The following is a 19,615-nucleotide window of genomic DNA, read 5'->3' as shown; positions in this document are numbered from 1 at the left end:
CGCCGCCGCCGTGATCGGCGCCCCGCACGGTACGGTGAGTGCGTGCTGAGAACGTATGTTGGCTGGTTCCGTCTGGTCGCATTCGCCGAAGCATTGTCCTGGGCGGGCTTGCTGATCGGCATGGTGTTCAAGTACGGGTTCGGTCAGCCGATGGGAGTCACGATCTTCGGATGGATCCACGGCATGGTGTTCACCGCGTACGTGGTGGTCGGCCTGCTCGTGTACGGTCCGCTGCGCTGGAAGTTCCGTGTGCTGGTGCTGGCACTGATCGCCTCCGTTCCCCCCTTCGGCACGGTCGTCTTCGAACGCTGGGCCACTCGTCGTGAGTTGCTGAACATGCCCGACACGTTGGGCCCGACCTCGTGGTCGCGCCTGACCGGGGCGTTACGCGCACTCAACTGAGCACATGGCCGCGAAGGTGTGATGGTGTGGTTGTTCCCGCCCGCGCCGAGACGATCAGAAGTCACCTGCCGCATGCCGGACCCTGCCGAGCAGTTCGGTGAGTTGTTGTGTCTGCCGTTCGGTCACCCCGCCGAGCCCGAAATCGATCTCGGTGACGGATTCGGTCGCGCGTTTCATCAGATCGCGGCCGCTATCGGTGATTTCGACCAGTGTGGTCCGACGGTCGGTGGGATGCGAGAGGCGCTGCACCAGGCCGTCCTGCTCCAGACGGTCGACGATGTTGGTGACACTGGTCGGGTGCAACTGCAGACGATCACCCATGACCCGCATCGGCAGGCTGCCGCGCCGCGAGAACGTCAGCAGGACCAGAGCTTCGTAGCGGGCGAAAGTCAGGTTGTGCGGGCGCAGTGCCGCATCGACCGCGGACTGCAGGATCTGCTGCACTCGCATCACGCTCGTTACCGCGGCCATCGATGTGGACGGGCCGATCCGCTCGGACCAGGTCTCGGCCGCGCGCGCGATGGGATCGAAGGGCAGCGGTTGACGGGTGCTCATGGCACTCGACGCTAGCAGCGGCCGGGCCCCGAACCGGTGAGCGTGGTCCTGTTCGGCACGGTGCCGGATGTGCTGTGTGTCGCGGGGAGATCAGCCACACTGCGATTCGACGGAGATCGCGACGGGTCTCGACCCGTGGAACCAGGAGGATGACGTGCTGGTGGCATTCAGCGTGGCGCCGTCGGGCGCCGGGGAGTCGGACAGTGTCAGTGAGGCCGTGGCCGAGGCGGTGCGCGTGGTTCGGGAGTCCGGTCTGCCGTACGAGACGACCGCCATGTTCACCACGGTGGAAGGCGAGTGGGACGAGGTCATGGACGTGGTCAAGCGAGCGACCGAAGTCGTCTCGGCTCGGTCGCCGCGCACCAGTCTGGTCGTCAAAGCCGATATCCGGCCCGGCCACACCAATCAGCTCCAGGAGAAGGTGCAGCGCGTCGAGGAGCACCTCTCGGGTGAGTGATCCGTCGCGTGGCACGCCGGGTTCTCGCGGTGTGGACCTCGCAGCGGACGGTGTGTGAAAAAGCCGGAGCGGCCCCGACGGAAATGTCCCGGGCCGCTCCGGCTCGAATCACCGCACGTCGAGCTCAGCCCCGCGCGGAGGGGTGGTCCACGATCGGAGCGTTGACGCACTGGCTGTTCTGCGGCGACAGGAGCGGAAGCACCACGCCCACCGCGGCGACGTTGTTGCCGCACAGCTGCACCGGCACCGCACTGATGTTGTTGTCGTTCAACACGTTGATGCCGTCGTTGTCGGAGCTGTCGGCAAAAGCGACGGAGCCCATGGTCACCATGCCGAGGGCGGCGGCACCGGTCGCGCCGGCAATGCGGGTAGCAATACGCACTGTTTCGTACCTCTCATCGAACTTCGGACGGGGAGGTGCTCCATCGGGAGCTCTCCCAGGCCTGCGCAAGACGTCTTCCCGCGCAGACTCTGTCGGATCTTCGACTCCCAGCGCCCGAAGAATTGAGTCTTTTTCGCCGACACCACCTGATCGAGTGGCTCTGGATCACCTGGTTGAATGATCTTTTTCGTGTTCTGGGCGGTGGCGGCCCTCGGTGGCGCGGAACCGAACCACGCACCGGATGCCGCGCTCCGGTCGCTTATCCAGCTCCCGGGCGTCATCGGCGCCACACCCCGTGTCACGATGGAACCGTGACACGTCCAGATCCACGCCAGAACGCAGACGCGTCCGCCGCGATGGCGGGTGCGGTAGACCTGTCGGCGCTCAAGAACAGGGCGGAGGCCTCCCGCTCGGGCACGGGCCCGCCGGCCTCGGGCGGGGGTGACCGGTCGTCCGGCGGGGCGAATTCCTGGGTTGTCGACGTCACCGAGGCGACTTTCCAGTCCGAGGTCGTCGAACGCTCGATGCAGGTGCCCGTGGTGGTGGATCTGTGGGCGGACTGGTGCCAGCCGTGCAAGCAGCTTTCGCCGATTCTGGAGCGCCTGGCGCAGCAGGATGGTGGGCGCTGGGTGCTCGCCAAGATCGACGTGGACGCCAACCAGCGCATCCCGCAGCTGTTCGGGGTGCAGTCGCTGCCCACCGTGATCGCGGTGGCAGGCGGCCAGCCCGTGGAGGCCTTCGCCGGTGCCCAGCCGGAGGCCCAGATCCGGCAGTGGCTCGACTCGGTCCTGGACGCCCAGCGCGATCAGCTTCCCGGCATCCGTGCTGCCGAACAGGCGGCCGGAGAGCAGGAGGAAGCCGAGGATCCGCGGTTCACCGCCGCCGAAGAGGCCCTCGAACGCGGTGACTACTCCACGGCCGAAGCCGCCTACCGGAAGATTCTCGACGCCGAGCCCAACAACGAGCAGGCCAAGGCCGCGCTGGCGCAGGTGCAGTTCACCGCGCGGGCGGAAAATGCCGACCCTTCCGCGATCGAGCGGGCCGATACCGCGCCGGACGACGTGGACGCGCAGCTGGCGGCTTCCGAGGCCGAGCTGGCCGCGCAACAGGTGGAGTCGGCGTTCGACCGGTTGGTGCGCACGGTCAAACGTACTTCGGGCGACGAGCGCAACCGGGTGCGCGAGCACCTCATCGAGATGTTCGAGCTCTTCCCGGAGGGGGACCAGCGCGTGGCCACCGCTCGGCGCAACCTGGCCAGCGCCCTGTTCTGACCCTGTGGCGGGTGGGCGCTGCTCGCCGGGAGACGCGCCCACCCCGAGGGTCCAAGACGGATCCTCAGCGCCGGTACTCGGCGATACAGGCCCCCAGACCCCGCTGGAAGCCGATCCGGAAGGCCTCCACCCGCGCGAATCCGGCGACGACTCGATCACCGTCGAGATCGGCCGCGATCAGACCGTCCTCGCTCAGGAGCGCGGCCACCCCCTCGTCCACGTCGCCGGGAGCGATCCGCACCCTGCCGACGGGATTGCGCCTGCCGATGGGATCCTCCAGCAGCGAACCGCCCCAGAAACCGGTGAAGCACGCCGTGCGCAGACCGGCGGTCGCGCCGTTCAGGGACAGTCCGGCCGCCTTCTGCACCGACAGGGCGTATCGCGAAGCCACCTGGGCGTAGGCGGCGAAGTCGCCGTACCCGGATTTCCGCTCGTCCGTGGCCGGTGGGCCGGCGATGTCGCGGAGTCCCGGGATGTCCAGCGACACCGTGTTCGTCTCCGGGCAGTAGAACGCCGGTGACGTCGGTTCCCTGCCGGGGCAGGGGCTCTTCCGCGTGATGATGCGGGGAGGGGCGGCGCCGGTGTCGTCGAAGACCTGCCGCAGGCTCTTCTCGATCACGTCCACGCTGCCACGGTCGACGGGCAGGTCGGTTTCCTGGAGGTCCTTCCAGGACTTGAACTGGGTGGTGCGCTGCTTGACGGAATCGGCGCTCATCTCGACGCAGCGCTTCGGGCCGTCACCGAATCCGTGTTGAAACGCCGAGATCCGGTCGAAAGCGCTGCCGTGCGCGCGGGGTCCTGCGAATCCCGTCTCGCCCGGTGCATCGCGGATGTAGTTGAGCACGCCCATGACGTTGTTGAGCCCCTCGCCGGTGGAAACCCGGAAGTGTGACGCCGCCCCCTCGGCGACATGGCGGAAAAACGCCCCGGTGAAGCAGTCGGCCTGCTGTTCGAGCACGAGGGCGGGAGTGCTGCTGTCGAGAACACCCGCCCGTTGCTGCACGGCGTGACCCATCTCGTGGGCGAGTACGGTGACCACCGCCATCGGCCCGAAGCTGTTTTCGAGCCGGGGCAGCATCCTGCCCCGGTCCCAGGCGATGGCATCGTCGATCGGGCAGTAGAAGGCATTGGGCAGGCCGGCCGTGGACTGCCTGCACAGATCGATGCCGGGCCCGGTGGAGTCATACGAGACCAGCCGCTCGACCGGAGTGAATGCCCGGCCGCCGAACGCATCCGGGAAGGCGTCTTTCCAGTAGGCCTGGATGTCGGCGATCGCATTGGCGGCGAGCCTGTCCGTCCGGCCGCCCGCGGAGTTCTCCACCGGAATGTTCGCATCGTCGGCTCCCGGCCGCGGGCCGCTGGGTCCGTGCGTCGCGGGCAGCCCCGCGACGGAGGCCGGGGACACGCTCCCGGCCGTGGTCGGTGTTCCGCTGATCGGCTGCGTGCAGCCGGCGGCGACCAGGCACGTCACCATCGCGATGGTCGCGCCGACGAACCGCTTCAGGTGGCGTGTTCCGGCTGTCACTGGCGAGTCCCATCCTGCGCTCGGGAGTCCGTCGCTTCGCCGCCCCGGGCGGCGAGTGCCCCCGGAAGCCTAACGGGCGCGGATCATGCGGCCGATCACCTCCGCACCACCGGCCTTCACCCCCGGCAGGCGTCCGGACCGCCGCGCATGCCCGCGCGGAAAGCCGCGATCCGGTCGAATCCGGTCGGGGCGTTCGTGGCGGAAGCAGCGCGGTCGGTCTGCTCGTTCGACAGCAGCAGGGTGACGGCCTCGTCCAGATCACTCGCGGACAGCGGAGGATGCCCGCGGGAGTCGTCCAGCAACGAACCGGTGTAGGCGCCGGTGAGGCAGCTCGCCCGTCCAGCGGTCCCGGCAGCGGTTGTCGACGTGCCGAGGGCGTGCAGAGCGGCCCGTGCATAGCGCGAGGCCAGTGCTGTCTCGCTCGCCTGATCACCGATGTCGTGGTGCACGCGCGCCAGCCCGCGGTGATCGACGACCACCGCGGGTGGCCGCGGGCAGTAGGAGACCGGCGCGCGGTGGTCCGTGGCGCATCCCGCCGGAGGTGAGCCGCGCACGGGCGGGGTGGCCCAGTGCCCGCCCCTGCGGTCGACGAGCGCGGTGAAGTAGTCCCGTATGACGGTCGTGCGGGAACGCAGGACCTGCTCCAACGGCCGGTTCCGCGGCTCCGGCGCCGAGGTCACCGGCGCACTGGTGAATCGCCGGTTGTGCACCGTCATCCCCGCGCACACCTCCGGTCCACCGCGGTAGCCGTCCTGGAAGGCCGAGACACGGTCGAACGCGGTGCCGTGGGGATCGGCATCGGACTGCGCAGTGCCTGCCGGGGCCCGAAAACTCGTCAGCGCCCGCATCGCACCGTCCAGTTGGGCCTTCCGGACGTGCAGGCGCGCGGAGTGACCGTCGACGACCCAACGCGTGTAGGTCCCTGCGTAGCAGTCGGCGATCGCTTCGGTCAGTGCGGAACGGGTGGACGTGTCCGCATCGCCGGAGGCGGGGTCGTGTCGCCGGTGCACCGCGTGGCCCATCTCGTGGGCGAGTACCGTGAGCACGGCCGCCTGGCCGTAGTGCTCGACCAGGACGGGAAGCAGGGCCGCGCGGTCCCAGGCGATGGCGTCCACCGAGGCACAGTAGAAGGCGTTGCCTTCGAGATCGGCGACCTCGGCGGTACACGGAGGAGGAGCACTGTTCTCGGCGGTGGTGTCCACGGAGAAGAAACCGCCGTCGATGTCGCGCCACGGGCTGCCGAAGTGTTCCGGGAAAGCCCGGGACCAGTAGGTCTGCACATCGGTGACCACGGTGGCCGCCAGCGTGTCGACAACGCTGCCGTCGGTGCCGTACACGAACGACGGATCGACCGGCCGGACGAGGATGTCCTCGGTCGGTCGTGCGGTGCCCGCGATGTTCGAGCAACCGGAAAGCGCCACGACGAAAGCGAGCAGCAGTACCGCCGCCGCGACCGGACCGCCCCGTGGTGCATGCACGAGCCCAGCCTCCCACCCGGCCGCAGGAACTGGGGACGATGCCTCGGTGTGGATGCGGTCTTCGGCGTTCATGCCCGCCCGCGAGATAAGGTTCGCACCCGTGAGAGCCGTCCACCGCTTCACCGTCCGCGCACACCTCCCGGAGTCGCTGCTCGCACTGGACAGGCTGGCGACCAACCTGCGCTGGACCTGGCATCCGCCGACCCAGGACCTGTTCGCCTCGGTGGACGCCGACGTGTGGTCGGCGGTGGGCGGCGACCCGCTGCGGCTGCTGGCTCGGGTTCCCGCCGAAACGCTGGAGCGGCTGGCCCGCGACGAGGACTTCCTCGCGCGCACCAGAGCCGTGGACGAGGACCTGCGCCGCTACCTGACCGTGCCGCGCTGGTATCAGCAACGCCGGGACGAGGGCAGCGTGCTGCCGGACTCGATCGCCTACTTCTCGATGGAGTTCGGACTGACCGAGGCGCTGCCGAACTACTCCGGGGGGCTCGGTGTCCTCGCGGGCGATCACCTGAAGTCGGCTTCCGACCTCGGGCTGCCGCTGATCGGTGTCGGTCTGCTCTACCGTTCGGGGTATTTCCGCCAGGCGCTGTCGCCCGAGGGCTGGCAGGTGGAGAGCTACCCGGTGCTCGATCCGCGCGGGTTGCCGCTGGAGCTGCTCACCGACCCGGCGGGGGAGCCGATCGTGGTGCGGGTGGCGATGCCCGGGGAACGCACCCTGCACGCGCGGATCTGGAAGGCCCAGGTGGGCCGGGTGCCGCTGCTGCTGCTCGACAGCGATGTCGACGACAACGACGAGGATCTGCGGGGAGTCACCGACCGCCTCTACGGCGGAGATGCCGATCACCGGATCCGGCAGGAGATTCTCGCCGGAGTCGGTGGTGTCCGTGCCGTGCGTGCCTACTGCCTGCTCACCGGAACCTCGCAGCCCGACATCTTCCACATGAACGAGGGTTATGCGGGCTACCTCGGCCTGGAGCGGATCCGCGAACTGCTGGACGACCCGGGGCTGCAGTTCGACGAGGCCGTGGCGGCGGTACGAGCGGGAACGGTGTTCACCACACATACGCCCGTGTCCGCCGGGATCGACCGGTTCCCGAACGACCTGGTGCGTCACTACTTCGGGGAGGGGACATCGCAGACGCTGCTGCCGGGGGTGCCGACCGAACGGATCATGGCCTTGGGAGCCGAGGACGATCCCGGCAAGTTCAACATGGCCAACATGGGGCTGCGGCTGGCTCAGCGGGCCAACGGGGTTTCCGCCTTGCACGGCGAGGTCAGCCGCACGATGTTCAGCGGGCTGTGGCCGGGATTCGGCAGTGCGGAAATCCCGATCTCCTCGGTGACCAACGGGGTGCACGGTCCCACCTGGGCGGCACGCGAACTCGGCAAGCTCATCGGCGAATCCGAAATGGACCACGGGGCCGGCCTGCGGGGGATACAGCCGATCAGCGACTCGCTGCTGTGGGAGATTCGCAGTTCCCTGCGCCAGCGCCTGGTCGACGAGGTGCGCCGCAGGCTGCGCCTGTCCTGGCTGCAGCGGGGAGCTTCCGAACTGGAGCTCGGCTGGTGCGACTCCGTGTTCGACCCGGACGTGCTGACCATCGGCTTCGCCCGCCGCGTGCCCACCTACAAGCGGCTCACGATGATGCTGCGGGACCCCGAGCGGTTGCGGTCCCTGCTGCTGGATCCGGAGCGCCCCGTTCAGATCGTCGTGGCGGGCAAGTCGCATCCGGCCGACGAGGGCGGGAAGGCGATGATCCAGCGGATCGTCCGGTTCGCCGACGATCCCGAGGTGCGGCACCGGATCGTCTTTCTGCCGGACTACGACATGTCGCTGGCCCGCTACCTGTACTCGGGTTGTGATGTGTGGCTGAACAACCCGTTGCGCCCGCTGGAGGCCTGCGGCACCTCGGGGATGAAGGCCGCACTCAACGGCGGACTGAACATGTCGATCCGCGACGGCTGGTGGGACGAGGCCTACGACGGGTACAACGGCTGGGCCATCCCCACCGCCGACGGCGTCACCGACATCAACCGCCGCGACGATCTGGAAGCCGGCGCGCTCTACGAATTGATCTCCGATCACGTGGCGCCGATGTTCTACGACCGCAACGCCGACGGCGTGCCGGGCAAGTGGATGTCGATGGTGCGGCACACGCTGGCCACGTTGGGACCGCGCGTGCAGTCCTCGCGCATGGTGCGCGAGTACGTCGATCACTATTACTCGCCCGCGGCTCGTTCGGTGCAGGACGTCGCCGGCGACGGGTATCGGGGCGCCAAGGAACTCGCCGATTACCGGGCGCGGCTGGACGAGGCGTGGGCACGGGTACGGGTCAGTGACACGCACATGTCCGTCGAGGACGGCGCCACGCCGTTTCTGGGGGGGCAGGTGACGGTGCGGGCTCTGGTCGAGCTGGCCGGGCTGGATCCGTCCGATGTGGATGTCGAGGTGGTCGTCGGACGGGTCGATGACGACGACGAGCTGTGCGACTTCGTCACCCGGTCGATGAGCCTCGTCGCCGACGGCGGATACCAGGCCACCGTGACGCTGCCCCACACCGGCCCGGCCGGATACACCGTCCGGGTGCTGCCCCGGCACCCGCTGCTGTCCACCCCGGCGGAACTGGGCAAGGTCGTCCTCGCGGGGTGAACGTGCGGATGCAACGGGTGAGTGCTCCCGGGCGCAGACACCTGCGAAGCGACCGCGACAATGGAGCGGTGAGGGGAGCCGCCGGAGCCGACAGGCGGTCCGACGGAGACGAACCGCGCGCTGATCGGCGGGCGGCACAGGGCCAGGCACGGCTGGGAGGTAGACGTGGACGACCAGGTCATCCGGATGGGCGGCGTCAGTGTCCGGCGGGGTGAGAACCTGCTGGTGGGCGGCGTGGACTGGTCGGTCGAGCTGGATGAGCGCTGGGTGGTGCTCGGCCCGAACGGCGCGGGCAAGACGACCCTGCTCAAGCTTGCCGGTGCCGAGATGCACCCCACGACCGGCACCGTCGAGATCCTCGACGAGCAACTGGGCCGCACCAACGTCTTCGAGCTGCGCCCCCGGATCGGGCTGTGCTCGGCGGCCGTGGCCGCCCGCGTGCCCGGGGACGAACTCGTCCGCGACGTGGTGGTCAGCGCCGGATACGCGGTGCTCGGGCGCTGGCGCGAGGAGTACGACCGGATGGACACCGACCGGGCGGCGGAACTGCTGGACACGCTCGGTATCGCGCACCTGGCCGACCGGGCCTTCGCCACCCTGTCCGAGGGGGAGCGCAAGCGCACGATCATCGCCCGGGCGCTGATGACCGACCCCGAGCTCCTGCTGCTCGACGAACCGGCCGCAGGTCTGGACCTGGGGGGGCGGGAGGACCTGGTCGCGCGGCTGTCGGGACTGGCGATGGATCCCGACGCCCCGGCGATGACCCTGGTGACGCATCACGTGGAGGAGATCCCGCCCGGATTCACCCACGCCCTGCTGCTGGCCGACGGTGGTGTGGTCGCCCAGGGTCTGCTCGACGACGTGCTCACCGAGGACAACCTGGCGAAGACCTTCGGTCAGGACCTGGAACTGCAGCGCAGTGGGGATCGGTACTTCGCGCGGCGCCGCGGTTGAGGGAGTGTGCGCGACGAAGGACCGCGGACCCTGACGGGGTGTGCGCCCGCGGGGTAGCCTTCGGCGCGCACGGCCAGTACGACGAGGAGGTTACGGCGTGGGTGAGTTGGTCAGGCTCGAGGTCGACGGTGGCATCGGAACCATCCGGTTGGACCGCCCTCCGATGAATGCCCTGAACCGCCGGATCGAGCAGGAGCTTCACGAGGTGGCCGTCGAGGCCGCCGAGCGCTCCGATGTGCGCGCGGTGATCGTCTACGGCGGCGAGAAGGTCTTCGCGGCCGGGGCGGACATCAAGGAGATGGCCGAGATGTCCTATGGGGACATGGCCGCCAAGGAACGCAGCGGGCTGTCCGCGGCGATGAACGCCGTGGCGGCGATCCCGAAGCCGACGGTGGCCGCGCTCACCGGATACGCGCTGGGAGGCGGTTTCGAGCTGGCCCTGACCTGCGATCGGCGTATCGCCGCCGACAACGCTCGGGTCGGTCAGCCGGAAATCCTGCTCGGCGTCATTCCCGGTGCGGGCGGTACGCAGCGCCTGGCCAGGCTGATCGGACCGAGCAAGGCCAAGGACATCATCTACACCGGCCGGTTCGTCAAGGCCGAGGAGGCACTCTCGCTGGGCATGGTCGACGAGCTCGTGGCCGCCGACGACGTCTACGCGGCGGCCCGCCGTTGGGCCGAGCAGTTCGTGGGTGGTGCCGCCCAGGCCCTCGCGGCGGCCAAGTCCGCCATCGACGACGGCCTCGACGTCGATCTCGACAGCGGGCTGAAGATCGAGACCAACCTGTTCGCCGCGATGTTCGCCACCGAGGACCAGACGATCGGGATGCGCTCGTTCCTCGAAAACGGTCCCGGCAAGGCCCAGTTCACCGGCGAGTGAGCGGGTCGGACCAGTACTCGCGGTGGAAGGGACCGGGCGGCCGTGGCCTACACGTTCGACACCGATGATGTCGCCTTCCTGCGATCGCCGGAGGGTGACGCGGCGGTTGCGGCGGTGTCCCAGCTGCCGCTGACCGCGTCATCCCGGCTCGCCGATACCGCCGAGGCGCGCAAGCAGGTGGGTCCGCGTTTCGCTGCGGCGGTGCTGGAAACCGCGGTTCTCCGGCGCCGCTCCCGGGCGAAACTGGATTCCGCGGACGGATGGCTGTTCACCGACGACGCCCTGCAGCAGGCCACCCCGGGCCCGGTGGCCCGGCACCGGGCCCGTCGGCTGGCAGGCCGTGCTGTGCACGACGTGACGTGTTCGATCGGTGCGGACCTGCGTGCGGTCGCCGCGGTGGCCGCACGCTGTGCCGGTTCGGATCTGGACCCGGTACGGCTGGCGATGGCACAGCACAACCTCGCCGTGGACGGACATGCCGTCCCGCTGGCCCGGGCGGATGCGTTGCGGCCGGTGACCGTGGATACGGCGGTGCTCGCCGATCCGGGACGCAGGGACACCGGCGGACGTCGCCGGTGGGACCCGGCCGACCTCGAGCCTCCGCTGGACGAGCTGCTCGACGTCTACGCGGGCCGTGAGCTGGTGATCAAGTGCGCCCCCGGGTTGGACTTCGACCGGATCCCGCCCGAGGCCGAGATCGAGCTCGTGTCCCTGGACGGGCAGGTGCGTGAGGCGTCGTTGTGGCTCGGCGGGCTTGCCGCGGCGGGTGTGCACCGGCGTGCCACGGTGCTGGGCTCCGATGGTTCCGCACGGGAGATCACGGACGCCGAACCGGACGAGTGCCCCGTGCGCGAGGTGGGGCAGTGGCTGGTGGACCCGGACGGTGCCGTGGTGCGCGCGGGCCTGGTCCGCCATTACGCGGCCCGGCACGGACTCGGACAGCTCGATCCGCGGATCGCCTACCTGACCGGGGACGCGCCACCCCCGGGTGTGCGCGCGTTCCGGGTGCTCGAACACGGCCGCTACACCGAGAAATCCCTGCGCACGATGCTGCGGCGACATGAGGTCGGTCGTCTGGAGATCCTCGTGCGAGGCCTGGACGTGGATCCGGACGCGCTGCGCCGCAGACTCAAACTCGCAGGCACCGCGGAAGCGACCGTGGTGCTGACCCGCATCGGCGACACCCCCACCGCCTACCTCTGCCGCGCCGAACGCACGTAGCGCCCGACGAGCTACATCGCTCGCGGTTCGATCGTGCTCATGGTACTCGGGCGCTGTCGGCCCATGCCTCGAGAAGATCGTGAGGTTCGTAGCTCGTGTGCAGTCCCCGGCAGGAGACCCCGCTTCGGGACACGGCGATGGTGGGTACCGGCTCGCTCGTGAGGGCGGCACGGTGACGCTGGAGTTCCACGAGATCGTGTTCGTCGAAGGGGCAGCGTTCGAGCCATTTGACCGAACCGACGAAAAGAAGGCGGCCTGCCACGGGAGAACGATCAGCGCCGACGATGTCGAGCTCGACATCGTTCGTCCGGGTCCAGTAGCCGCCGATGGCGGGTGCGGCGGGAAGGTGCTCGTCGGGAAGTTTTCGTGCGAGTGCCTCTTTGATCACCGGTTCGACAGCACGTCCGCGCCACGTGGTCCAGTCGCGCCGGATGCGCTCAAGGGTCAGGTCTCCACGGCCGCGTTCGATCTCGGCCATCGAGGGGGCGAGGAAACGCAGCCAGAACCGGAGGTAGGGATCGGTGATGTGGTAGCGCCGCTCCTTCGAAGGCCTGGTTGACAGTGGGAGCTCTCCGGCCACGACCCGTTTTCGGGTCAAGCTCGTCAGCGATCGCTGCAGTGGTGCGGAGGCGATGCCTCCCGCTGCCTTGGCGATGTTGGTGAACGTGCGTTCTCCCGAACCGATCGCACTCAGGACGGTCCGAGCCTGGACATGCTCGGGAAATTCCGCTGCCAGCGAGCGTTCCGCCGAGACGAGCAGTGGCGAGGTGGGATTGGCCAGGGATCGCTCGAGGAATCCCCACAGGTCCTGCCCCGCTTCCCAGTCGGTGCAGATCAGCGGGAGTCCACCGGTGACCAGGTACGCATCGAAGGCGTCGGCGGCTTCGAGATCCAGCATGGAGGCCAAATCGAGCGGAGTCAGCGGACCGATCACCATTTCCCTGCCACGCTGATGGAACGGCCGTCGGTAGTCGTCGAGTGCCTCCATCATCGACAGGTCCGAACCGACCAGGATCAACAGCACCGGTTTGCGCGAGAGGTGACGATCCCAGGCTCGTTGCAGGGTGCCTTCGAAAGCGTGGTCGTCATCCATCAGGTAGGGCAGCTCGTCGATGACGACCACGCTCGGTGTGTCCTCGGGCAGCGATGCCGCGAGTAGTCGAAGTGCGTCATCCCAGTTGCTCGGTTGACCTGCTCCGAGAAGATCCCGTGCGGGAAGCGAGGACTCCTGCGCGTCCCGGCGGAGACCGGCCAGCTCGGCTTCGGTGGGTACCCCGCTCGCGGTGAAGTACAAGGCTGCCGCACCGGAACGGTCCACAAAGGTCTCTATCAGGCGGGACTTCCCGACACGGCGGCGACCTCGGACGAGAAGGCAGCGTCCGGGGCGATCGTCGTCCGGGGTCCTCGAGACTCGTGCGAGCTCCTCGTCGAGGATCCTCAACTCCCGGGTACGCCCGACGAAACGAGCCATTGCTCCTCCAAGTTACTAACATGCTTGTTAGTAACACTAATGTATCAAACAATGAAGGTGCTGACCCGCATCGGCGACACCCCCACCGCCTACCTCTGCCGCGCCGAACACGCGTAGCGCCCCGGGACGGCGGGCCGGCTGTGCGCGTGTGTCCTTGCTCACTGCCGGGTGTCACGCGGGGTGTGGGCAGGATGGAAACGCCGATCAGCGACGTTGGTCGACGATGGCCACGTGCCCTCATCCCCGATTGCCTATCCTGGACACCGTATGGGAAAGCCGCCTGTGACCTCTCCGCTCGCCGACCTGCGGGAACGCCTGCCCGAGTTGATGCTGCACGATCAGCGGCGGCTGCGTCGCCGGATCGACGGCGCCCGCAAGATCCGGGATGTCGAGGCGCTGCGGGCGGTCGTCGACGAGATCGGCACCGATGTGGACGCGGCCGAGGCGCGCATCGCACGCCGCCGCGCCGGTGTGCCGGAGGTGCGCTATCCCGAGGAGCTTCCGGTCAGCCGGCGCCGGGATGATCTCCTGGAGGCCATCCGTGACCACCAGGTGGTGATCGTCGCCGGGGAGACCGGATCCGGCAAGACCACCCAGTTGCCGAAGATGTGCCTGGAGCTGGGGCGCGGCGTGCAGGGCGTGATCGGGCACACCCAGCCCCGCAGGCTGGCCGCGCGCACGGTGGCCGAACGGGTGGCCGAGGAGCTGGGCACCGAACTCGGAAGCACCGTCGGATACCAGGTGCGCTTCACCGAGAAGGCGGGCGAGGAGACGCTGGTCAAGCAGATGACCGACGGGATCCTGCTGGCCGAGATCCAGCGTGATCGCCTGCTGCGCCAGTACGACACGCTCATCATCGACGAGGCGCACGAGCGCAGCCTCAACATCGACTTCATCCTCGGCTACCTCAAGCAGATCCTGCCGCGGCGCCCGGACCTGAAGGTCGTCATCACCTCGGCGACCATCGACCCCGACCGTTTCTCCCGGCACTTCGGTGACGCCCCGGTGATCGAGGTGTCCGGACGGACCTACCCGGTCGAGGTTCGCTACCGGCCGCTGGTCGACGACTCCGATGAGTGGGAGGACGTCGAGCGGGATCAGCAGCAGGCGATCTGCGAGGCCGTCGACGAGCTCGCCGCCGAGGGGCCGGGCGACATCCTGGTGTTCCTCAGCGGGGAACGCGAGATCCGGGACACGGCCGATGTGCTGCGCCGGCGCAACCTGCGCAACACCGAGATCCTGCCGCTGTACGCGCGGCTGTCGGCCGCCGAGCAGAACCGCGCGTTCCAGCGGCACACCGGCCGCCGTATCGTACTGGCCACCAATGTCGCGGAAACCTCGCTGACGGTGCCGGGGATCAAGTACGTGATCGACCCCGGTACCGCGCGGATCTCCCGCTACAGCTATCGCACGAGGGTGCAGCGCCTGCCGATCGAACCCGTCTCGCAGGCGTCGGCGAACCAGCGCAAGGGGCGCTGCGGCCGCGTCTCGGAAGGTATCTGCATCCGGCTGTACTCGGAAGCGGACTTCCTGGCGCGTCCCGCGTTCACCGACCCGGAGATCCTGCGCACGAACCTCGCCTCGGTCATCCTGCAGATGACCTCCCTGGGGTTGGGCGACGTGGGCTCGTTCCCGTTCATCGAGCCGCCGGACCGGCGCCAGATCACCGACGGGGTGAACCTGCTGCACGAGCTGGGCGCGCTCGAACAGCAGAAGAAGGACGCGAACCGGCGGCTGACCCCGGTGGGCAGCAAGCTCGCGCAGCTGCCGATCGACCCCCGGCTGGGGCGCATGGTGCTGGAAGCCGAGCGCAACGGGTGCGCGCGGGAGACGATGGTCATCGCCGCGGCGCTGTCGATCCAGGAGCCCCGGGAGCGGCCGGCGGACAAGCAGCAGGCCGCCGACGAGCAGCACGCGCGCTTCACCGACAAGGACTCGGATTTTCTCGCCTACATCAACCTGTGGCGCTATCTGCGCGAACAGCAGAAGGCGCTGTCGTCGAACCAGTTCCGCAAGCTGTGCAAGTCCGAGTTCCTGAACTACCTGCGTGTGCGGGAGTGGCAGGACCTCTACGGGCAGCTGCGGCAGATGGTCAAGTCGCTGGGCATGTCGGTCAACGACGAGCCCGCCGACTCGTCCCGGATCCACCAGTCGCTGCTGGCGGGGCTGCTGTCGCACATCGGGCTCAAGGACACCGAACGCAACGCGGGCTCCTCGGCGAAGGGCCGCAACGCACAGCGCAAAGGCCCCAACGAGTACCTGGGCGCACGCGGCGCGAAATTCGCGATCTTCCCCGGTTCGGCGCTGGCCAAGAAGCCCCCGCAGTGGGTCGTGGCGGCCGAACTGGTGGAGACGTCCCGGCTGTGGGCGCGCACGGTGGCCCGCGTCGAACCCGAGTGGGTGGAAAAACTCGCCGGACATCTGGTCAAACGCAGTTACAGCGAGCCGCACTGGGAAAAGAACCGGGGCGCGGTGATGGCCTACGAGAAGGTCACCCTCTACGGTGTGCCCCTCGTGGCCTCACGCAAGGTCAACTACGGCCGAATCGAACCCGAGCTGTGCCGGGAACTGTTCATCCGGCACGCCCTGGTGGAGGGTGACTGGGAAACCGACCATCAGTTCTTCCACGACAACCGCGCGTTGCTCGCCGAGGTCGAGGAGCTGGAGCAGCGCGCGCGGCGGCGCGACATCCTCGTCGACGACGACACGTTGTTCGACTTCTACGACCGGCGCGTCGGCAGCGAGGTCGTCTCCGCCCGACATTTCGACTCCTGGTGGAAGAAGACGCGCCGCTCGCAGCCCGACCTGCTGACCTTCCCTCGGTCGATGCTGATCAATGAGGAGTCCGACGAGGTCAGCGAGCGTGACTACCCGGATGTGTGGTGGCAGGGGCGCCACGAACTGCCGTTGACCTACCAGTTCGAGCCGGGCTCCGACGCCGACGGCGTGACGGTGCACGTCCCACTGTCGGTGCTCAATCAGCTCAGCTCTGCCGGCTTCGACTGGCAGATTCCCGGCTTGCGCGAAGAGCTCGTGACAGCGCTGTTGAAATCCCTGCCCAAGCAGGTGCGGCGCGACCTCGTTCCGGTGCCGGATCATGCCAGAGCCGTCCTGCAGCGAGTGACGCCGTACTCCGAACCCCTGCTGGAGGCGTTGGAGCGGGAGCTGCGGCGGATGACCGGGGTGATCGTGCCGCACGATGCCTGGGACTACGAGCGGGTGCCGGAGCACCTCAAGATCACCTTCCGAATCTTCGACGGCCAGGATGCGAACGGCCGGAACCGCAAGCTGGACGAGGGCAAGGACCTGGAGTCGCTGAGGCAGCGGCTGAATCCGGAACTGCGAGCCGAGATCTCGGCCGCGGCCGAGGACGTCGAGCGGCAGGGGCTGCGGAACTGGGACTTCGGCAAGCTGCCGACGACCTTCGAACAGCAGCGCAACGGTCAGGTGGTCAAGGCCTACCCGGCACTGGTGGACGAGGGGGAGACGGTCGGCATCCGCGTGTTCGGCACCGAGGCCGAGCAGCGCCGTGCCCTGTGGCAGGGCACGCGCCGACTGGTGCTGCTCAACACCCCCTCGCCGATGAAGTTTCTCCAGCGGAGTGTGACGAACACGGCCAAGCTGGTGTTCAGCCGAAGTCCGCACGGGGATGCGACGGCCCTGTTCTCCGACTGCATCGCCTGCGCGGCGGACACGTTGATCGCCGACGCCGGGGGTCCGGCTACGGACGAGGACGGCTTCGCCCGCCTCGCCGACAGGGTGCGCGCGGGCCTGAACGAGACCGCGGCCGACGTGATGTCCAAAGTGGAGCAAGTGCTCACCGCCGTGCAGAGCATCGAAGCACGCCTGGCGAGCCCGTCCCGAGCCGTGCCCGCGGAATCTCTCGAGGACATCCGGACCCAGTTGTCGAACCTGGTGTATCCGGGATTCGTCACGGCCACGGGGCGGCAACGGCTGCCGGATGTCGTGCGCTACCTGCGCGCCATCGAGTACCGGCTGGACAAGCTGCCGCAGAACCCCGGGCGCGACCGGGAGTGGATGTACCGGGTCCACGACGTCGAGCAGCGTTACCAGGAGATGCTCGACGCGGTGCCGCAGGAGCAGCCCGTCGGTGATTCGTTGCCGGCGATCGGGTGGATGATCGAGGAGCTGCGGGTCAGTTACTTCGCCCAGGAGCTGAAGACGCCGCATTCGGTCTCGGACAAGCGGATCTTTCGGGCGATGGACAAGCTCGCGGCATAGCCCGCTCCGCCCCGGGACGGCACCCGCGGAACCCGTGGTATCCGCAGCGTGAGGTTCGCCACTTCACCCTGCTGGCTACACTGGGGCTACCGGCTAGTAACATCCAGAGTGGTGGGTGTCACTGTGCTTTTCGGGTGGCCCCATGGCAGGGTCAGCCACATGGCCATGTGCCAGTGAGAACGAGCGAAGCCGGCGAAGCCGTCGTCAGTCCGCGGGAGGTCGGAGAGGGCCCATGAATATTGTCGTCCTGGTGAAGCAGGTTCCCGACACGTGGTCCGAGCGCAAGTTGTCGGATGCGGATCACACGCTGGATCGTGCGTCGGCGGATGCGGTGTTGGATGAGATCAACGAGCGCGCCGTGGAGGAGGCGCTGCTGGCCAAGGAGGCCCAGGGCGGCGAGGTGACCGTCGTGTGCATGGGCCCGGAGCGCGCCAACGAGGCGATCCGCAAGGCGCTGTCGATGGGGGCCGATTCGGCGGTGCATGTGTCGGATGAGGCGCTGCACGGTTCGGATGCGGTGCAGACCGCTCGGACGCTGGCTGCGGCGATCGGCACGCTGGAGTCGGTGGATCTGGTCATCGCGGGTAACGAGTCCACCGATGGCCGTGCCGGTGCGGTGCCTGCGATGGTGGCCGAGCTGCTGGGGTGGCCGCAGCTGACCTATGCGCGCAAGCTCGACACCGACGGGCAGTCGGTGTCGATCGAGCGGGAGAGCGATGCGGGCGTGGCCACGGTCGAGGCGAACCTGCCCGCCCTGGTGTCGGTGACGGAGAAGATCAACGAGCCGCGGTATCCGTCGTTCAAGGGGATCATGGCGGCCAAGAAGAAGCCGGTGTCGACGTTGTCGGTGGCCGATGTGGGCTTGAGCGCCGATGAGGTCGGGTTGGGCAGTGCGCCCACGCAGGTGGTCTCGTCGGCGCCGGCACCGCCGAAGGAGGCCGGGGTCAAGGTCACCGACGAAGGCGAGGGTGGCGTTCAGATCGTGGAGTTCTTGTCCGGTCAGAAGCTCGTCTGACGCTGAAGCATCCGGGTTCGCAAGGGAAGAGGCTTTCATCTATGTCCGAGGTTTTGGTCCTCGTCGACCACGCCGCCGGCGAGGTCAGGAAGGTCACGTTGGAGCTGTTGACCGCGGCGCGCCGGTTGGGTGAACCGGCCGCGGTGGTCGTCGGCGAGTCGGGCACGGCCGGCAAGCTGGCCGACAGCCTGACGGCCTACGGGGCGAGCAAGATCTATGTTGCCGAGTCGGCCGAGGCCGGCCAGTACCTGATCACGCCGCAGGTGGATGTGCTGGCGTCGCTGGTGTCCAGTGCGCAGCCGGCGGCGGTGCTGGTGCCTGCCTCGATCGACGGCAAGGAAATCGCCGGGCGGCTGGCGGTGCGCACCGGATCCGGGCTGCTGTCGGAGGCCGTCGACCTCGACGCCGAGGGTGTGGCGGCGCATTCGCTGTTCGGCGGGGCGTATCAGGCCAGTGCGAAGGCCACCACGGCCACGACGGTGGTCACGGTGCTGCCGGGCAGTGTGGAGGCCGAGGCCGCCAGCGGTGCCGGCGAGCAGGTCACCGCCGAGGTGCCCGCCCAGGATGCGGGCCGGGCCGCAACGGTGACCGGGCATCAGCCTGCCGAGGCCGGTGACCGTCCCGAGCTCACCGAGGCCGGCGTGGTCGTCTCCGGTGGCCGCGGCGTGGGCAGCGCGGAGAACTTCGCCGTCATCGAAAAACTGGCCGACTCGCTCGGCGCCGCGGTGGGTGCCTCGCGGGCGGCGGTGGACTCCGGCTACTACCCGCCGCAGTTCCAGGTCGGCCAGACCGGCAAGACCGTCTCGCCGCAGCTGTACGTGGCCCTGGGCATCTCCGGGGCCATCCAGCACCGGGCCGGGATGCAGACCTCGAAGACCATCGTGGCCGTCAACAAGGACCCCGAGGCCCCGATCTTCGACATCGCCGACTACGGCATGGTCGGCGACCTGTTCAAGGTGGCCCCCCAGCTCACCGACGAGGTCGAAAAGCGCAAGAGCTGACCGTCGCATCTCGGGGGCGGGCCGCACGGCAGGCGGCCCGCCCCCGACGCATGTGCGCGGACGAGTCGGCATCGAGCCTTCGTCGACAACCTCCGCGGCTGTCACCCG

15 protein-coding genes are annotated in these 19,615 nt (G+C 68.6%); 10 read left to right on the top strand and 5 right to left on the bottom strand.

Features of this window, described 5'->3' with window-relative positions; genetic code table 11:
- The first annotated feature begins 42 nt into the window (after positions 1-42).
- Positions 43-402, top strand: coding sequence for a DUF3817 domain-containing protein (locus DFQ14_RS07175; RefSeq protein WP_114452318.1), 360 nt, complete (start codon positions 43-45; stop codon positions 400-402).
- A gap of 54 nt (positions 403-456) precedes the next feature.
- Here the strand turns inward: DFQ14_RS07175 and DFQ14_RS07170 are convergent, their stop codons facing one another.
- The gene (locus DFQ14_RS07170) at positions 457-957 is read right to left on the bottom strand and encodes a MarR family winged helix-turn-helix transcriptional regulator (RefSeq protein WP_114452317.1); all 501 of its coding nucleotides are present in this window, start codon (positions 955-957) and stop codon (positions 457-459) included.
- Between the two features lie 154 nt (positions 958-1,111).
- Between DFQ14_RS07170 and DFQ14_RS07165 the strand changes: the two genes are divergently transcribed.
- Positions 1,112-1,414 (top strand): MTH1187 family thiamine-binding protein, encoded by a 303-nt coding sequence (locus tag DFQ14_RS07165; protein WP_114452477.1) that lies wholly within the window; start codon positions 1,112-1,114, stop codon positions 1,412-1,414.
- A gap of 124 nt (positions 1,415-1,538) precedes the next feature.
- Here the strand turns inward: DFQ14_RS07165 and DFQ14_RS07160 are convergent, their stop codons facing one another.
- Positions 1,539-1,796: a hypothetical protein gene (locus DFQ14_RS07160; protein ID WP_246195681.1), complete on the bottom strand. Its 258-nt coding sequence runs from the start codon at positions 1,794-1,796 to the stop codon at positions 1,539-1,541.
- A gap of 356 nt (positions 1,797-2,152) precedes the next feature.
- Here DFQ14_RS07160 and DFQ14_RS07155 point away from each other — a divergent pair, with 356 nt between their 5' ends.
- Entirely contained in the window at positions 2,153-3,067 is a 915-nt protein-coding gene (locus DFQ14_RS07155) for a tetratricopeptide repeat protein (protein ID WP_114452475.1), read from the top strand.
- Positions 3,068-3,131: 64 nt separating this feature from the next.
- Here the strand turns inward: DFQ14_RS07155 and DFQ14_RS07150 are convergent, their stop codons facing one another.
- Together DFQ14_RS07150 and DFQ14_RS07145 are read right to left on the bottom strand one after the other, a co-directional pair.
- On the bottom strand, positions 3,132-4,592 hold the full coding sequence (locus DFQ14_RS07150; protein WP_246195682.1) for a neutral zinc metallopeptidase: 1,461 nt from the start codon (positions 4,590-4,592) through the stop codon (positions 3,132-3,134).
- A 116-nt stretch (positions 4,593-4,708) separates the two neighbouring features.
- Positions 4,709-6,070, bottom strand: coding sequence for a neutral zinc metallopeptidase (locus DFQ14_RS07145; RefSeq protein ID WP_141921346.1), 1,362 nt, complete (start codon positions 6,068-6,070; stop codon positions 4,709-4,711).
- Between the two features lie 100 nt (positions 6,071-6,170).
- On the opposite strand from DFQ14_RS07145, the gene glgP reads away from it, so the two are divergent.
- The 4 genes from glgP to DFQ14_RS07125 all read left to right on the top strand — a co-directional run bounded on the left by glgP (position 6,171) and on the right by DFQ14_RS07125 (position 11,778).
- Complete coding sequence (gene glgP, locus DFQ14_RS07140) at positions 6,171-8,723, top strand: alpha-glucan family phosphorylase (protein ID WP_114452315.1); 2,553 nt, start codon at positions 6,171-6,173, stop codon at positions 8,721-8,723.
- A 165-nt stretch (positions 8,724-8,888) separates the two neighbouring features.
- The gene (locus DFQ14_RS07135) at positions 8,889-9,677 is read left to right on the top strand and encodes an ABC transporter ATP-binding protein (RefSeq protein WP_246195683.1); all 789 of its coding nucleotides are present in this window, start codon (positions 8,889-8,891) and stop codon (positions 9,675-9,677) included.
- A 97-nt stretch (positions 9,678-9,774) separates the two neighbouring features.
- On the top strand, positions 9,775-10,557 hold the full coding sequence (locus tag DFQ14_RS07130) for an enoyl-CoA hydratase/isomerase family protein (protein ID WP_114452314.1): 783 nt from the start codon (positions 9,775-9,777) through the stop codon (positions 10,555-10,557).
- 42 nt (positions 10,558-10,599) lie between these two features.
- Positions 10,600-11,778, top strand: coding sequence for a THUMP-like domain-containing protein (locus DFQ14_RS07125; RefSeq protein WP_114452313.1), 1,179 nt, complete (start codon positions 10,600-10,602; stop codon positions 11,776-11,778).
- A 37-nt stretch (positions 11,779-11,815) separates the two neighbouring features.
- Here DFQ14_RS07125 and DFQ14_RS07120 read toward each other — a convergent pair whose 3' ends face one another.
- A complete protein-coding gene (locus DFQ14_RS07120; RefSeq protein WP_114452312.1) occupies positions 11,816-13,249 on the bottom strand; it encodes an ATP-binding protein in 1,434 nt (477 codons plus the stop codon).
- Positions 13,250-13,516: 267 nt separating this feature from the next.
- On the opposite strand from DFQ14_RS07120, the gene hrpA reads away from it, so the two are divergent.
- The 3 genes from hrpA (at position 13,517) to DFQ14_RS07105 (ending at position 19,507) form a co-directional block, all read left to right on the top strand.
- The gene (gene hrpA, locus DFQ14_RS07115; RefSeq protein WP_114452311.1) at positions 13,517-17,491 is read left to right on the top strand and encodes an ATP-dependent RNA helicase HrpA; all 3,975 of its coding nucleotides are present in this window, start codon (positions 13,517-13,519) and stop codon (positions 17,489-17,491) included.
- Between the two features lie 232 nt (positions 17,492-17,723).
- Positions 17,724-18,506: an electron transfer flavoprotein subunit beta/FixA family protein gene (locus DFQ14_RS07110; RefSeq protein ID WP_114452310.1), complete on the top strand. Its 783-nt coding sequence runs from the start codon at positions 17,724-17,726 to the stop codon at positions 18,504-18,506.
- Positions 18,507-18,547: 41 nt separating this feature from the next.
- Positions 18,548-19,507, top strand: a complete 960-nt coding sequence (locus tag DFQ14_RS07105) for an electron transfer flavoprotein subunit alpha/FixB family protein (protein WP_114452309.1) — start codon at positions 18,548-18,550, stop codon at positions 19,505-19,507.
- Positions 19,508-19,615 lie beyond the last annotated feature (108 nt).

This window comes from Halopolyspora algeriensis, assembly GCF_003337235.1.
Taxonomy (GTDB): domain Bacteria; phylum Actinomycetota; class Actinomycetes; order Mycobacteriales; family Pseudonocardiaceae; genus Haloactinomyces; species Haloactinomyces algeriensis.
The sequence above is the reverse complement of the archived record's forward strand: the minus strand, read 5'-3'. Positions and strand labels throughout refer to the sequence as shown.

Excerpts from the sequence above, each read along its gene's own strand:
- DFQ14_RS07110 (WP_114452310.1), top strand. The coding sequence starts at position 17,724 with ATGAATATTGTCGTCCTGGTGAAGCAGGTTCCCGACACGTGGTCCGAG.
- DFQ14_RS07170 (WP_114452317.1), bottom strand. The coding sequence starts at position 957 with ATGAGCACCCGTCAACCGCTGCCCTTCGATCCCATCGCGCGCGCGGCC.
- DFQ14_RS07105 (WP_114452309.1), top strand. The coding sequence starts at position 18,548 with ATGTCCGAGGTTTTGGTCCTCGTCGACCACGCCGCCGGCGAGGTCAGG.
- DFQ14_RS07155 (WP_114452475.1), top strand. The coding sequence starts at position 2,153 with ATGGCGGGTGCGGTAGACCTGTCGGCGCTCAAGAACAGGGCGGAGGCC.
- hrpA (WP_114452311.1), top strand. The coding sequence starts at position 13,517 with ATGGGAAAGCCGCCTGTGACCTCTCCGCTCGCCGACCTGCGGGAACGC.
- DFQ14_RS07120 (WP_114452312.1), bottom strand. The coding sequence starts at position 13,249 with ATGGCTCGTTTCGTCGGGCGTACCCGGGAGTTGAGGATCCTCGACGAG.